We start from the raw sequence: 13,821 nt of genomic DNA on the forward strand, positions 1-13,821 counted from the left end.
AGACCCACCGCTATCGCGAGCAAGCTCGCTCCCACAGTTGTTTTAGGATGGCCTCGGGATTTGCCTACACCACAGAACCCGTGTGGGAGCGGGCTTGCTCGCGAAGGCGTCGGGTCAGTCGCCATTGATGTGGCAGACCCACCGCTATCGCGAGCAAGCTCGCTCCCACAGTTGTTTTAGGATGGTCTCGGGATTTGCCTACACCACAGAACCCGTGTGGGAGCGGGCTGCTCGCGAGGCGTCGGGTCAGTCGCCATTGATGTGGCTGACCCACCGCTATCGCGAGCAAGCTCGCTCCCACAGTTTGTTTTAGGGCGGCCTCGGGATTTGCCTACACCACAGAACCTTGTGGGAGCGAGCTTGCTCGCGATGGCGTCGGGTCAGTAATGAGGATGTTGACTGACAGGCCGCTATCGCGAGCAGGCTCGCTCCCACAGTTGTTTTTGGTGTGGTCTCAAAATTTCACAGGTGTTTTGGGGCGGCCTCGGGATTTGCATCAGTCGACGACCCGGTGCAAGGCATCACTCCGCCAACAACACCGCCGCATCGAACCCGACCCGCAAGTTGCCCCAATGGCGGCCATTGAAGAAGAACGGGACGTCGATCTCGGTCATGATTTCCCCGGTATCGCGCAGGTAGGTCTGGAGCAGGAAGCGCTGGGTGTTGCCCGCTGCGCGCAGGCCGATGGGATCGTTGAAAATCCGCTTGTTGCGGCACACTGGCAGATCGACGGCGCGCTCACCGGTCGGCTGTTTGGAAACCCAACTGTTGTTCACCGGGCAATAACCCTTGGTGTCGACGATGAATGAGACCTTGCCGCCCGGGGTGCTGCGGGTGAGTTTGTCGCATTCTTCCTGGCAGACCTGGGCAAAACGCTCGGTGTAGCTGGTCATGTATTGCTTGGGGTCGGTGCCGGGAATCAGTTGGTAGTTCTGATCGAACAGGTTGAGGCCATTCTGCTGCAGCGCCTCCAACTGGACCTGGAGGCTGTCGCGGCACTGGCTGGCCCGGGTGATGGCGGCGTCCAGCTTGCCATGGCCGAGCACGAACCGGCCCAACAATGCCTGGACCTTTTCAGCGACACCGGACAGGTCACGGGTCGCCGTTGCCGAATGCTGCATGCGCTGGTCAATCGACTGGCTGTCGGCATGGATCTGCGTGACCCGTTCGTTGATGCCCGTGTTGGACTCGGCGAAAAGCTGGATATGGGACGCGATATCGGCCAACTTGCCATTGGTGGATTCGAAGTCGCCGATCATGCTTTCGAAATGGCCCGAGGCGCGCTCCACGACTTTCTGGGTTTCCCGGGCGCTGTGGCTGATCTGGTTGGTCTGTTCATGGGTGGAACTGACTTCCTCGAGCATGGCGTCGATGTTGCGCGAGATATCGTCGGTAGCCCGGCTGACATTCTGCGCCAGGGTGCGCACCTCATCGGCCACCACGGCAAAACCCCGGCCGCTTTCACCGGCCCGGGCGGCTTCGATGGCCGCGTTGAGGGCCAGCAGGTTGGTTTGGGCAGAAATCTGCTGGATCAGCCCAACGATGGACTTGATGCTCGAAGAGCGTTGATTCAGGGCGCCTACCAGCGTGGCGAATTCATTGAGGCTGCTCGAAATCTCACTGATGTTGCCCGTCACTTCCAGCAGTTCAGCATAGGAGTCGCGGGCCATGCTCAGGTTCTGGGCGGTGGTGCTGGATATGCCCTGGGTCTGGCGCGAGACCTCTTCGATGCGACCCACCGCAGTGTTGCTCTGATCCATCACTTCCTTGGCGAAGCGAGCCTGGTGGGTAGCGCTGTCGCTGGAGTCGCTGATGTTTTTCAACGAACGGGCCGATTCGACCGCGATGTGCACGGTCAGCGCCTGGACATTACTGATGATCTCCCGCTGCTTGGCCAGGAAACGATTGCAAGTGTCGGCCAGCACGCGGATTTCGTCGTGGGTCACCAAGGGCAGGTCTTTGGACAGGTCGCCTTCGCCGCTGGCGATTTCCTCGAGGGCCTTGGTCATGGCCGTGACGGGGCGCACGATCAGGTGGCGAAAGTACCAGACCATGAAGCTGATCATGCACAGGGTCAGCAGCGCGCCGAAGAGCAGGGCATGGGTAAGGCTGTCGAGCTGGCCCTCGACTTGCCCCAGTAGGGCGGGGTCCAGTTGCGCGGTGTGCAACTGCAGCACAATGTCGGCGCGGGCACTGAGGGCCACCCAGTAAAGCAAGCCACTGACCACGACCAGCAGAAAAAGGCTCGAGAGCTTTTTGGTGAGCGTATCGAAAAACCGCATCTCGATAGACTCGTACAAGGCCTTTAACGTCTGCATCCGTTGCTCCCGGGGTAAAAATTACTTCGATGGCATACATTCGACCGCGAGCGCCAAAGCTTTAGCGCGACAGGGCGATTTGATATCACGGCGGGGCTCTCAGCGGTTTTCAACCCGTCTTGCTGATGGTGGAATGGAGAAGTCAATAGCCGGGGCGGTAGAGGTAGACGAAAGTCGTACTAGCGCTCTGCCCAGTGACTGCTACGGTTTGAGTGGAAAACAATAAAAACAACGGGAGTTGATTTCCATGTCCACTCAAAAACAACAGGCTGCGCGTGCCTACTGGACGGAAAACCTGCGCTGGATGCTGGTATTGCTGGCAATCTGGTTCTTGGTGTCGTTCGGCTTTGGCATATTGCTGGTTGACCAACTCAACACCATCAGCTTCTTCGGTACGCCCCTGGGATTCTGGTTCGCCCAGCAGGGGTCCATCTATGTCTTTGTGCTCGAGATTTTCTTCTACGTCTGGAAGATGAATCAGCTCGATCGCAAATATGACGTCCACGAAGACTGAGGCCGACGAGCATGGATACCCAAACCCTGATCTACCTGTTCGTCGGCGCGTCCTTTGCCCTCTATATCGCTATCGCCATCTGGACGCGCGCCGGCTCCACCAGTGAGTACTACGTCGCCAGCAAAGGCGTGCACCCGGTACTCAATGGCATGGCCACCGGGGCCGACTGGATGTCGGCCGCTTCGTTCATCTCCATGGCCGGGATCATTGCCTTCGCCGGCTATGACGGCTCGGTCTACCTGATGGGCTGGACCGGCGGCTACGTGCTGCTGGCGATGTGCCTGGCGCCGTATCTGCGCAAGTTCGGCAAATTCACCGTGCCGGAGTTCGTCGGCGCGCGTTATTACTCGCAGACGGCGCGGGTGGTAGCAGTGATCTGCGTGATCTTCATTTCCTTCACGTACGTGGCGGGGCAGATGCGCGGCGTGGGCATCGTGTTCTCCCGTTATCTGGAAGTGGATATCAACACCGGCGTGATGATCGGTATGGCCATCGTGTTCTTCTACTCCGTACTGGGCGGCATGAAGGGCATTACCTACACCCAGGTGGCGCAGTACTGCGTGATGATTTTTGCCTACATGGTGCCGGCGATTTACATCTCGATGATGATCACCGGCAACCCGATCCCGCAGTTGGGCTTCATCAGCGAAGTCACAGGCAGCGGCCAGAGCGTGATCGAACGGCTCAACGGGCTGGGGGCGGAGCTGGGCTTTACGGCTTATACCGATGGCACCAAATCGACCACCGACGTGTTTTTCATCACCATGGCGTTGATGGTCGGCACCGCGGGCCTGCCTCATGTGATCGTGCGGTTCTTCACCACGCCGACTGTACGTGATGCGCGCAAGTCAGCAGGCTACGCACTGTTGTTCATTGCCATCCTCTACACCACCGCACCGGCTGTAGCGGCTTTCGCGCGCACCAATCTGCTGACCTCGATCCCCAACGTCAGCTACGCCACCGCACCAGCCTGGTTCAAGACCTGGGAAAACTCGGGTCTGATCGCCTGGGCGGACAAGAACAACGACGGCATCATCCAGTATGGCCCGGGGGCAGCCCTGGTCGGCGCGCCGAGCTTTACTGGCGAGCGCGGGGCGAACGAGCAGCGGCTGCTGAGCAATCAGGTTTCACCGGTGGCTAACGAGCTGTATGTCGATAACGACATCATGGTTCTGGCCAACCCGGAGATTGCCGGGTTGCCAGGCTGGGTGATCGCCCTGATTGCCGCCGGTGGCCTGGCGGCGGCGCTGTCGACGGCAGCGGGGTTGCTGCTGGTGATTTCCACCTCGGTGTCCCATGACCTGCTCAAAAGCAACATCATGCCCAAGATCACTGAAAAGCAAGAGTTGCTGGCCGCCCGGATCGCCGCTGGCGTGGCGGTACTGATCGCCGGGTTGTTCGGCATCTACCCGCCGGCATTCGTGGCCCAGGTGGTGGCCTTTGCCTTCGGCCTGGCAGCGTCCTCATTCTTCCCGGTCATCGTCATGGGGATCTTCTCCAAGCGCATGAATCGTGAGGGCGCGATCGCCGGGATGATTGTCGGGCTGACGTTTACATTCACCTACATCGTCTACTTCAAATTCATCAATCCGGCGATGAACACCGCCGATCACTGGTGGCTAGGCGTATCGCCGGAAGGCATCGGCACCCTGGGGATGCTCTTCAACTTTGCGGCCGCGGTGCTGGTGTCACGCTTTACCGCGCCGCCGCCGGAGCACATTCAGCACCTGGTGGAAGATATCCGGGTTCCAAGGGGGGCGGGAGCGGCCATCGATCATTGATGGGTGGTAAACCCTGAAAAAGGGTGGAGACGAAGAAGGGCGCCGGAATGATCCGGCGTCTTTTTTTTGCGCGGTCAAGTGGGAAGGTGTTAGAAAGATTTACTGGGAATCATTCTCAAAGTATATTCTCTCTCATTAACATCCCTCTCTGAGTGCTGCATCTTGAATCGTTCCGCCCCTCTCGCTACCCGTAACGCCTTCTTCAAACGCATGTTGCCAACGCTGTCCTGCTGTTTCATCGCAAGCCCTTTGTGGGCGCAGGGCACCCTCGAACTGCCGACCACGGACATCCAGGGCACTCGCATCACTCAGGACGAAGGCTATACGGCGTCGCAAGCCAGCACGGCGAGCAAAAGCGATGTACCGATCAAGGAGGAGGCGCAGTCGATCAACGTGGTGACCCAGCAAACCCTGGCGGACTATCAGGTGCGCTCGTTGGGCGATGCGATGAAGTTTGTCAGCGGCGTCAGCCAGGGCAACACCCTGGGCGGTTCGCGGGACTCGCTGGTCAAGCGTGGCTTCGGCACCAACGATGACGGCTCGATCCTGCGCGATGGCGTGCGTTCGAACCTGGGGCGCAATTTCAGCGCCACCACCGAGCGAGTCGAAGTACTCAAGGGCCCGGCCTCGATGTTGTACGGCGCGTTGGAGCCCGGCGGCCTGGTCAACGTCATCAGCAAGAAGCCCGAATACACCCAGAGCACTACGCTGAGCGGCTCGGCCTACAGCGAAGGCGGCGGCACCATGGCCCTGGACACCACCGGGCCACTGGGCGATACCGGGCTGGCGTATCGGTTGATTGCCGAGCGTGGGCATGAGGACTATTGGCGCAACTATGGCGTCAATGAGAGCACGCTGGTGGCGCCATCCCTGGCCTGGACGGGCGAGCGAGCCTCGTTGAACCTCAGTTATGAGTACAACGAATACTCCAATCCGTTTGACCGCGGCACGGTGTTCACCAATGGGCATCCGGCCGACATTGATTACAACAAGCGCCTTGATGAGCCTTGGGCCAAAAGCGTGGGAATTCGCGAAACGGCCACAGCCCGGTTCGAGTATGAATTGAGTGAAGCGTGGAAAACTCGTGTGACCTACGGGTGGAACAACGACCGGTACAGTCTCTCGATTGCGCAGCCGCGGCTGTCGAACGGAGTTTTCCAGCGTGCCGCCAACGGCGCGCACTATGACGATGAAACCCGCTACGCCAGTTGGGATTTCATGGGCAGGCAGGAGCTATTCGGTCAGCGTCATGACCTGTTGATCGGCGTCGACAATCAAGTGTCCGATCAATTCCGTGGCAAAACCTACCGCGGAGCATATCAATCAGGCTTTGACCCTGCGGCACCGGTGTACGGTGGTCTGGGGGAGCCAAGCACGGTAAATGCGCCGCAAAGCAACTTGAGCAACAAACTGACTTCCAGTTCGATGTATCTCAAGGATAACTGGCACCTGGATGACCGCTGGATCCTGGTCTTTGGGGGCCGTTACCAGCATTACGATCAATACGCCGACCAAGGCATGCTCAAGCGCGTCCACGTTCGCGACGATAACGGCGATGCTTTTGTCCCATTTCTGGGCCTCGTCTATAAAGCCACCGAGGAATTGTCGCTTTATGGCAACTACAGCCGGTCTTTCAAGCCTAACGATACCGTCGATAAAAACCTTGCCACCTTCAAACCGGAAGAGGGCCGCAGCTATGAAATCGGCGCCAAGTACGATCCATTGCCAGGCTTGAACATCAACCTCGCCCTGTTCGACATTGTTAAAAAGAACGTGGTGACCACTGTTGACGAAGTCTCCGAAGCCGCCGGCAAAGTCGCCTCCCAAGGCCTGGAACTCGACATCACTGGGCGTCTGGCCGAGCGTTGGGATCTGATCGGCACCTACGCCTACACCCACACGGAAATCCTCGACGATCCGGATGACGAAGGCCACCGCCTGGCCAACGCCCCCAAACACACCGCAAGCCTGTACCTGACCCACCACCTGAACGTGCCTGCCGAGTTCGGCGCCTGGCACGCCGGCGCCGGTGCCCGTTACGTCGGCGAGCGCGCCGCCAACAACGCCAACGATTTCTGGCTCAGCAGCTACACCGTGGCCGACGCCTTCCTGCGCTGGGAGTCGCCGGTGTTCGGGCACAAGACCTCGCTGCAGTTGAACGTGGATAACCTGTTCGATAAACAGTACTACCCGTCCTCCACCGGCAGCCAGCTGCAGGTCAATGTCGGCGAACCGCGTACCGCCAAGCTGAGCGCCAGCGTGACGTTCTGAGTGCGCTGTTCTGAAACATAAAAATGCCCGGAACTTGAGTCCCGGGCATTTTTATTGGTGGCCACCGGTTACGCCAGCGTGCGGCCAACGGGCACCTGCGCGATGTCACGTTTAGCGTCCGCCCTCAGCGCGTGGCGCAGCTTCAGCGCCGCGCGGCGGCAACAGGGAAGTGGGAGAAATTGGCAGATATGACATCGTTATCTCAATCTGAACCACCCTCGCGAGCAGACTTTCACATTGGCCGCTATTGTTCACTGATCAGGTGAATGCCTTAGTCCTCCCTCTCGCAGAGAGGTGAGAAATGAGCGGACCGAACCGCGTGAGCGGGCGGAAAGGGTTTCTCTGTAAGAACCGAGCATGCTGCTCGGTGCAGGTGATGAGTATAAATTTCCCTCTTTCAGGGCATTCCCTGGCGGGTACCCGCTTTATTGCACCGATTCGACCCGTTCTGGAGCGTGTGAGAGAAATCTGTAAGAAACGTTTCAGCTTATTGATGAATTTATGTCGCAAAAATGAAAAAAAAATTCGCCGAAACGTACATTTACGACGGTTTTTCCAGCAATGTCCTGGTGCGCTTCGCTTAGGCACAGCCTTTGCTACGGTTCAAAAGAGCAGGCCACCCGAGCGGCGGCGTTATCAGTCTTCATGACGCAGGTTTAATCAGGGGGCGCACGTCATCCAGACGCAAAGGCCAGATCACAGACCAATGCCTATCGAGGTGCTTAGAGAAACAGGGTTCATTAAAACAAAGCAAGGCCAGACCATTGGAATGACGAAGTGATAAAAAATGCCGTGTAGAACGCGGCTGGGAGTTGGCTATGCCCCACGCTTTTTTTAATGAAATGTATGATGCGAAGGGTGACTGCCGCCCGCACTATCAAGCCTTCTCACGCTGGCTGGCGGACACGCCGCTGGAGTTACTGGAACAGCGTCGTCGCGAAGCCGATCTGCTGTTCCATCGAGCCGGTATCACCTTCACCCTTTACGGTGACGAGCAGGGCACCGAACGATTGATTCCGTTCGACATCATTCCTCGCAGCATCAAGGCCAGCGAATGGAAGACGGTCGAGCGCGGCTGTATTCAGCGGGTCCAGGCCCTGAACATGTTCCTGGCCGACATCTACCATGGGCAGCGGATCCTCAAGGAAAAAATCATTCCGGCCGAGCAAGTGCTCGCCAACGAGGGTTATCAAATCGCGATGCAAGGCCTGGACCTGCATCGGGGCATTTATGCCCATATCGCCGGTGTCGACCTGGTGCGCGACGGTGATGGCAGTTATTACGTGCTGGAGGACAACCTGCGTACGCCCAGCGGCGTGAGCTACATGCTCGAAGACCGCAAGATGATGATGCGCCTGTTCCCCGAACTCTTCGCCGCCCAGCGCGTGGCACCCATCGATCACTACCCGAATCTGTTGCTCGACACCCTCAAGAGCTCAAGCCCCCTGGACAACCCGACCGCCGTGGTGCTGACCCCCGGTCGTTTCAACAGTGCCTATTTCGAACATGCGTTCCTGGCCCGTGAAATGGGTGTGGAACTGGTAGAGGGCGCCGATCTGTTCGTGCGCGACGACCATGTCTACATGCGCACCACCGCAGGCCCTCAGCAGGTGGATGTGATCTATCGTCGCCTCGATGATGATTACCTCGATCCGCTCTCGTTCAACCCCGATTCCATGTTGGGGGTTCCGGGGCTGATCGCCGTTTACCGTGCGGGCAACGTGGTGCTGGCGAATGCGGTTGGCACAGGTGTGGCCGATGACAAGTCGATCTACCCTTACGTCGACGAGATGATCCGCTTCTACCTCACCGAAGAACCGATCCTGAAGAACGTGCCGACCTGGCAGTGCCGCAAGCCCCAGGATCTGTCACACGTGTTGGCCAACCTGCCAGATCTGGTGGTCAAGGAAACCCAGGGTTCCGGTGGCTACGGCATGCTGGTAGGGCCGGCTGCTACTGCGGCAGAAATCGAAGACTTCCGCGCACGTCTCAAGGCCCGCCCCGAAGCCTATATCGCCCAGCCGACGCTGAGCCTTTCCACCTGCCCGACCTTCGTCGAGAGCGGTATTGCCCCGCGCCACATCGATCTGCGTCCGTTCGTGTTGTCGGGCAAGGAAACCCGCCTGGTGCCTGGCGGGCTGACCCGCGTGGCGCTTCGCGAGGGCTCGCTGGTGGTCAATTCGTCCCAGGGCGGCGGTACCAAAGACACTTGGGTAGTGGAGGACTAAGACATGCTTTCAAGAACCGCTTCGGACCTCTACTGGATGTCCCGCTACCTGGAGCGCGCCGAGAACCTGGCGCGCATGCTCGAAGTCAGTTACTCGCTGTCGTTGATGCCCCAGGCCGGGCGCAGCGATGGGCATGCCGAGCTGGCGATGTCGTTGCTGGCGGCCGGCACGCTGGACGATTACAACGCGCGTTATGACGCGCTCAACACCGAGCGCATGCTGCATTTTTTCGCACTGGATGAAACCAACCCCGGCAGCATCTACAGCTGTCTGCGGGCGGCGCGGACCAATGCCCATGCGGTGCGTGGACGCATCACCGCCGACATGTGGGAGAACATCAACGCCACCTGGCTGGAAATGCGCAACATCGCCAGCAACGGTCTGGGCCGTTACGGCATCAGCCACTTCTGCGAATGGGTCAAGGAGCGCTCGCACCTGTTCCGTGGCGCGACGTCGGGCACCATCATGCGCAACGATGCCTATAGCTTCATTCGTCTGGGAACCTTTATCGAGCGAGCGGATAACACCCTGCGCCTGCTGGATGCACGTTATGAAATGTTTGGTGAGGAGTCGGAAGAGGTCAGCGACAACTCGGCACGCGGCTATTACCAGTGGAGCGCCTTGCTGCGAGCGTTGTCTTCGTTTGAAGCGTTCAACGAGATCTACCGCAACGCGCCCAACGCCGAGCAGGTCTCGGAAATGTTGCTGCTGCGCGCCGACGTCCCGCGCTCGTTGCATGCCTGTATCGAGGAACTGAACCAGATCCTCGCCAGCCTGCCGGGCAATAACGGCCGTCCGGCCCAGCGCCTGGCCGCTGAGTTGAATGCACGCCTGCGTTACTCCGGCATCGACGAGATCCTGGCATCGGGCCTGCACCAATGGCTGACCGACCTCATTGGCCAGATTCGCCACCTGGGCCAGACCGTTCACGAGTCTTATCTGGAGGTGGTATGAAACTTTCCATACGCCATGACACGACCTACAGCTACGCCGATGAAGTCTGCACCAGCATCCAGTTCCTGCGCCTGACGCCCCGAGACACCCAGCGCCAGCGCATCCTGCAGTGGCATCTGGAGCTGCCGCGACTGGTGCGCAGCCAGATTGACCCCTATGGCAATATCCTCCATGTGATGACCATGGACGAGCCTCACGGTGCCCTGGTTTTGACGGCTTATGGCGAAGTGGAGATCCACCAGGCGGTGGAAATGGAGCCTGACCATCAGTCGCCACTGCCATTCCTGCGCACCAGCCGCCTCAGCCACGCCGATGACGCCCTCAGTGCCTTCGCCCACGAGCAATGCGCGGCGCGGCGTGATCGTTCGGCGCTGACCGACCTAATGAACGCCCTGGCGGCCCGGATGCCCTACAGCCCAGGCACGACAGCGGTCAGCAGTTCCGCCGCCGAGGCGTTTGCCGGTGGAACGGGGGTTTGCCAGGACCACACCCACGCCTTCCTGGCCTGCGCGCGGAGCCTGGGTATTCCAGCGCGCTATGTTTCCGGCTACCTATGCACCGAAGATGAAAGCCACCTGGCGAGCCACGCCTGGGCGGAAGCCTGGCTGGACGACGGTTGGTACAGCTTCGACGTGACCAACCGCCTGACCTGTCCGGATCGACATTTGAAACTGGCGGTCGGCCTGGACTACCTCGACGCCTGCCCGGTCCGTGGCATGCGCCGCGGTGGCGGGGCAGAGCAGATGCACGCGCGGGTGCAGGTAAACTCAATGGTTCAGGTGCAGCATCAGTAGGCGAGCAAAGTACTGAACCCTGAAGCCCCATCGCGAGCAGGCTTGCTCCCACAAGGGATTGACGTGTGAACCCCGTGTTTGCAACCACTCAAAATCCCCCTGTGGGAGCGGGCTTGCTCGCGAAGACGGCGGCACCGTCAACAGTGATACACGCTGATCAGCGCAATCGCGAGCAAGCTTTGCTCCCACAGGTGTCGCCCTGGTTGCCTGAGTGTGCGACGGTTTATAGTGAGCGGCCTTGTCACGCTTCCAGGGAGGAGCCGCATGTCAGAATCTTCGATCACCCTCACTCGCTTCAGTGAAGCTCATCTCGCCGGTGTCACCGCGCTCTACAACGACCCGGCAGTCACCCGTCAGATGTTGCAGATGCCTTTCCAGTCCACTGAAATCTGGCGCAAACGTCTGGGTGGGGATGACGAGCGTCAGGTAAAGCTGGTGGCGCTGCATCAAGACCACGTCATCGGGCATCTGGGGCTGGAGCAGTACTCGCGCATCCGTCGCGCCCATTGCGGCAGCCTCGGCATGGGCGTGGCAGTTGCCTGGCAGGGCAAGGGGGTCGGTTCAATGCTGCTGTCTGCCGCGCTGGAGGTGGCCGACAACTGGATGAACCTGCGCCGGGTCGAGCTGACGGTGTATGCCGACAACGAAGCGGCCATTGGGCTGTACCGAAAATTTTCCTTCGAAACCGAAGGCCTGCTGCGCGACTACGCCGTGCGTGACGGGCGATGGGTGGACACCCTGGCCATGGCGCGGCTGCGCTGAAGGATCGCTCTGCTCAGGCAAATGGGCATTTGCGTACGCCGACGTCTTGAACCTGTCATCATCGTGCTTTGCAGTACCCCTTATACAGAGGAACAGCGCATGGACGATGTACAGCAACTAGGCGAGATGCTTCGTCATTACGCAGACAGCGAGGCGCACAAGAAGCAACAGCACGAGGCGCAATCGGCGGTGTGGGCCGCACAGATCGAGGCGTTGTACGGACAGATCGAGCAATGGCTGGCGCCCGTCATGGCCCCCGGTCTTCTGACACTGACCCGTGAGGCGTATGTGGCCCACGGGCCGAGCGTTCCGGCTGAAACCTCCGACTTCAAGACAGAAAAACTGACCGTGTCCATCACCGGCAAACCGGTGGAGTTCATACCGGATGTAATGGGATCCGGCGGGCAGATTTCCCTGGCGATCATGGGGCTGACTGCAACGCGTTACGGCAGCATCTCACTGGTTTGCCTGCCGCCTTCGTTGCAGTGGCAATGGCGCCGCACCAACGGGTTGAAGGATCCGGATACTTTCACCTTCGACGCAGACTTCCTCGCGCAGCAATTGCAGAGCCTGATACCCCGCGAGCGCGGCTGAAGGCGGTGGCGAGCAAAGGGTTTGCCCAGTGACTTCTTGCTGTCGGAGCAGGCAAAACCGCGCCCATTGGCTATACCTGTAATTCCCGGCCCCGTTTCGTGTGGCTTACAGGAGTGACAGCATGAAGTTTGCGTCAATGATCGGCACCGTGTGCATGGCCTCGCTTGCCCTGGCGGGTTGCTCCAGCAAGATCACCCAGCCGGATGAGTACTCCGGCTTTCTGGGTGATTACAGCCGGCTCAAGGAGGAGAAATCACCGTCGGGGGCCGAAGTGATGCGCTGGGTCGACCCCTCGGCAGACCTGAGCAAATACACCAGCCTTTACATCGAGCCGACACAGCTTTACCCCAAACCGCAGCCGACCGTGAAGATCCCCCAGGCGACCCTGACTGGCATTACCGGTTATTACGATCAGGCGCTCAAGCAGGAGGCGGGCAAATCCCTGCCCCTGGCGACCGGGCCAGGACCGGGGGTGTTGGTGATGCGCGCGGCCATCACCGCCGTCAGCAGCAAGACCGAAGGCCTGAAGCCTTATGAAGTGATTCCGATCGCGCTGGTGGCGGCCGCAGTCAGTACCGCCAGCGGCATTCGCGACCAGGAAACCACCTTGGGTACCGAAGCGGTATTCCTCGATGGCGGCAACAATGCAGTGGTCGCCCAGGTGGTGCGCAAGGGCACGGGTAAGCCGTTGTCCAACGAGGCCCAGGTGATGAAGCCCGATGATGTCAAAGGTGTGATCGATGGTTGGGCAGCGGACTTGCATCAGTCGTTTCTAAAACTCAAGGCTAAATAGCGCACAGGCGTCGCTGTAGGCGCTGGCGAAGCCTGCGATCTTTCGCGCTAGACTCCATTGGCAGGTGAAAGATCGCAGCCTCGTTGCACTCGATAGCGCCTACGCTGCCAAGCCATGACTTTTTATGTCCAACCATAGGTCGCAGAACCATTTCATGGTTAACTCCGGCCTCACCATTTTCAAACCTGTCAGAAGGAATCCGTTCATGGCTCAAGTCACCCTCAAAGGCAACCCGGTTCAAGTCAACGGCCAGTTGCCACAAGCCGGTTCCAAGGCGCCAGCCTTTTCCCTGGTGGCCGGCAATCTGTCCGACGTTTCTTTGAAGGATTTCGCCGGCAAGCGCAAAGTGCTGAATATTTTCCCAAGCGTCGACACCCCGACTTGCGCCACCTCCGTGCGCAAGTTCAACGCCCAGGCCAACGAACTGAACAATACCGTGGTGCTGTGCATCTCCGCCGACCTGCCGTTCGCCCAGGCGCGTTTTTGCGGCGCCGAAGGTCTGGAAAACGTCCAGAACCTGTCCACGCTGCGCGGCAGTGAATTCATCGAAAACTATGGCGTGGCGATTGCTGATGGCCCGCTCAAAGGCTTGACCGCCCGTGCCGTGGTGGTGCTGGACGAAAACGACAACGTGCTGCACAGCGAACTGGTCAAGGAAATCGCTGAAGAGCCGAACTACGACGCTGCGCTCGCTGCTCTTAAATAACGCTCCTGTAATAACGTTTTTATTACAATTGTTAACGGCCTGGCCACGACCAGGCCGTTTTCATTTGTGCTTCAACACCTTAGCCGGCTACATGAGATGTAAGTCC

Annotated in this window: 11 protein-coding genes; 10 read left to right on the forward strand and 1 reads right to left on the reverse strand. The window is 59.3% G+C overall.

The genetic code is table 11. The features are described 5' to 3' along the window. Positions 1-521: 521 nt before the first annotated feature. Entirely contained in the window at positions 522-2,318 is a 1,797-nt protein-coding gene (locus AAIS01_RS04810) for a methyl-accepting chemotaxis protein (protein ID WP_343468029.1), read from the reverse strand. A gap of 247 nt (positions 2,319-2,565) precedes the next feature. On the opposite strand from AAIS01_RS04810, the gene AAIS01_RS04815 reads away from it, so the two are divergent. The 10 genes from AAIS01_RS04815 (at position 2,566) to tpx (ending at position 13,715) form a co-directional block, all read left to right on the forward strand. Beyond that, positions 2,566-2,832 carry a DUF4212 domain-containing protein gene (locus AAIS01_RS04815; RefSeq protein WP_047230535.1) on the forward strand — a complete coding sequence of 89 codons (267 nt, stop codon included), beginning with the start codon at positions 2,566-2,568 and terminating at the stop codon, positions 2,830-2,832. 11 nt (positions 2,833-2,843) lie between these two features. Continuing rightward, the gene (locus tag AAIS01_RS04820) at positions 2,844-4,613 is read left to right on the forward strand and encodes a sodium:solute symporter family protein (RefSeq protein ID WP_343468030.1); all 1,770 of its coding nucleotides are present in this window, start codon (positions 2,844-2,846) and stop codon (positions 4,611-4,613) included. 210 nt (positions 4,614-4,823) lie between these two features. Then, entirely contained in the window at positions 4,824-6,884 is a 2,061-nt protein-coding gene (locus AAIS01_RS04825) for a TonB-dependent siderophore receptor (RefSeq protein ID WP_343468356.1), read from the forward strand. Between the two features lie 818 nt (positions 6,885-7,702). Further along, positions 7,703-9,112, forward strand: a complete 1,410-nt coding sequence (locus tag AAIS01_RS04830) for a circularly permuted type 2 ATP-grasp protein (RefSeq protein ID WP_343468031.1) — start codon at positions 7,703-7,705, stop codon at positions 9,110-9,112. 3 nt (positions 9,113-9,115) lie between these two features. Continuing rightward, the gene (locus AAIS01_RS04835; protein WP_343468032.1) at positions 9,116-10,066 is read left to right on the forward strand and encodes an alpha-E domain-containing protein; all 951 of its coding nucleotides are present in this window, start codon (positions 9,116-9,118) and stop codon (positions 10,064-10,066) included. Beyond that, positions 10,063-10,860 carry a transglutaminase family protein gene (locus AAIS01_RS04840; RefSeq protein ID WP_343468033.1) on the forward strand — a complete coding sequence of 266 codons (798 nt, stop codon included), beginning with the start codon at positions 10,063-10,065 and terminating at the stop codon, positions 10,858-10,860. Before AAIS01_RS04835 ends, AAIS01_RS04840 begins: the two co-directional genes overlap by 4 nt. Positions 10,861-11,124: 264 nt before the next feature. Beyond that, positions 11,125-11,622 carry a GNAT family N-acetyltransferase gene (locus tag AAIS01_RS04845; RefSeq protein WP_343468034.1) on the forward strand — a complete coding sequence of 166 codons (498 nt, stop codon included), beginning with the start codon at positions 11,125-11,127 and terminating at the stop codon, positions 11,620-11,622. 99 nt (positions 11,623-11,721) lie between these two features. Further along, entirely contained in the window at positions 11,722-12,216 is a 495-nt protein-coding gene (locus AAIS01_RS04850) for a hypothetical protein (RefSeq protein ID WP_092453151.1), read from the forward strand. Positions 12,217-12,337: 121 nt separating this feature from the next. Then, a complete protein-coding gene (locus tag AAIS01_RS04855; RefSeq protein ID WP_343468035.1) occupies positions 12,338-13,009 on the forward strand; it encodes a DUF3313 domain-containing protein in 672 nt (223 codons plus the stop codon). Between the two features lie 205 nt (positions 13,010-13,214). Beyond that, positions 13,215-13,715, forward strand: a complete 501-nt coding sequence (gene tpx, locus AAIS01_RS04860) for a thiol peroxidase (RefSeq protein ID WP_343468036.1) — start codon at positions 13,215-13,217, stop codon at positions 13,713-13,715. The last annotated feature ends 106 nt before the right edge of the window (positions 13,716-13,821 follow it).

It is taken from the genome of Pseudomonas halotolerans, from assembly GCF_039581215.1.
Lineage (GTDB): Bacteria > Pseudomonadota > Gammaproteobacteria > Pseudomonadales > Pseudomonadaceae > Aquipseudomonas > Aquipseudomonas tehranensis.

What these genes read in the sequence shown, in the direction of transcription:
- AAIS01_RS04845 (WP_343468034.1), top strand. Translation starts at nt 11,125, where the DNA reads ATGTCAGAATCTTCGATCACCCTCACTCGCTTCAGTGAAGCTCATCTC.
- AAIS01_RS04855 (WP_343468035.1), top strand. Translation starts at nt 12,338, where the DNA reads ATGAAGTTTGCGTCAATGATCGGCACCGTGTGCATGGCCTCGCTTGCC.
- AAIS01_RS04830 (WP_343468031.1), top strand. Translation starts at nt 7,703, where the DNA reads ATGCCCCACGCTTTTTTTAATGAAATGTATGATGCGAAGGGTGACTGC.
- AAIS01_RS04810 (WP_343468029.1), bottom strand. Translation starts at nt 2,318, where the DNA reads ATGCAGACGTTAAAGGCCTTGTACGAGTCTATCGAGATGCGGTTTTTC.
- tpx (WP_343468036.1), top strand. Translation starts at nt 13,215, where the DNA reads ATGGCTCAAGTCACCCTCAAAGGCAACCCGGTTCAAGTCAACGGCCAG.
- AAIS01_RS04825 (WP_343468356.1), top strand. Translation starts at nt 4,824, where the DNA reads ATGTTGCCAACGCTGTCCTGCTGTTTCATCGCAAGCCCTTTGTGGGCG.
- AAIS01_RS04820 (WP_343468030.1), top strand. Translation starts at nt 2,844, where the DNA reads ATGGATACCCAAACCCTGATCTACCTGTTCGTCGGCGCGTCCTTTGCC.
- AAIS01_RS04835 (WP_343468032.1), top strand. Translation starts at nt 9,116, where the DNA reads ATGCTTTCAAGAACCGCTTCGGACCTCTACTGGATGTCCCGCTACCTG.
- AAIS01_RS04815 (WP_047230535.1), top strand. Translation starts at nt 2,566, where the DNA reads ATGTCCACTCAAAAACAACAGGCTGCGCGTGCCTACTGGACGGAAAAC.
- AAIS01_RS04840 (WP_343468033.1), top strand. Translation starts at nt 10,063, where the DNA reads ATGAAACTTTCCATACGCCATGACACGACCTACAGCTACGCCGATGAA.
- AAIS01_RS04850 (WP_092453151.1), top strand. Translation starts at nt 11,722, where the DNA reads ATGGACGATGTACAGCAACTAGGCGAGATGCTTCGTCATTACGCAGAC.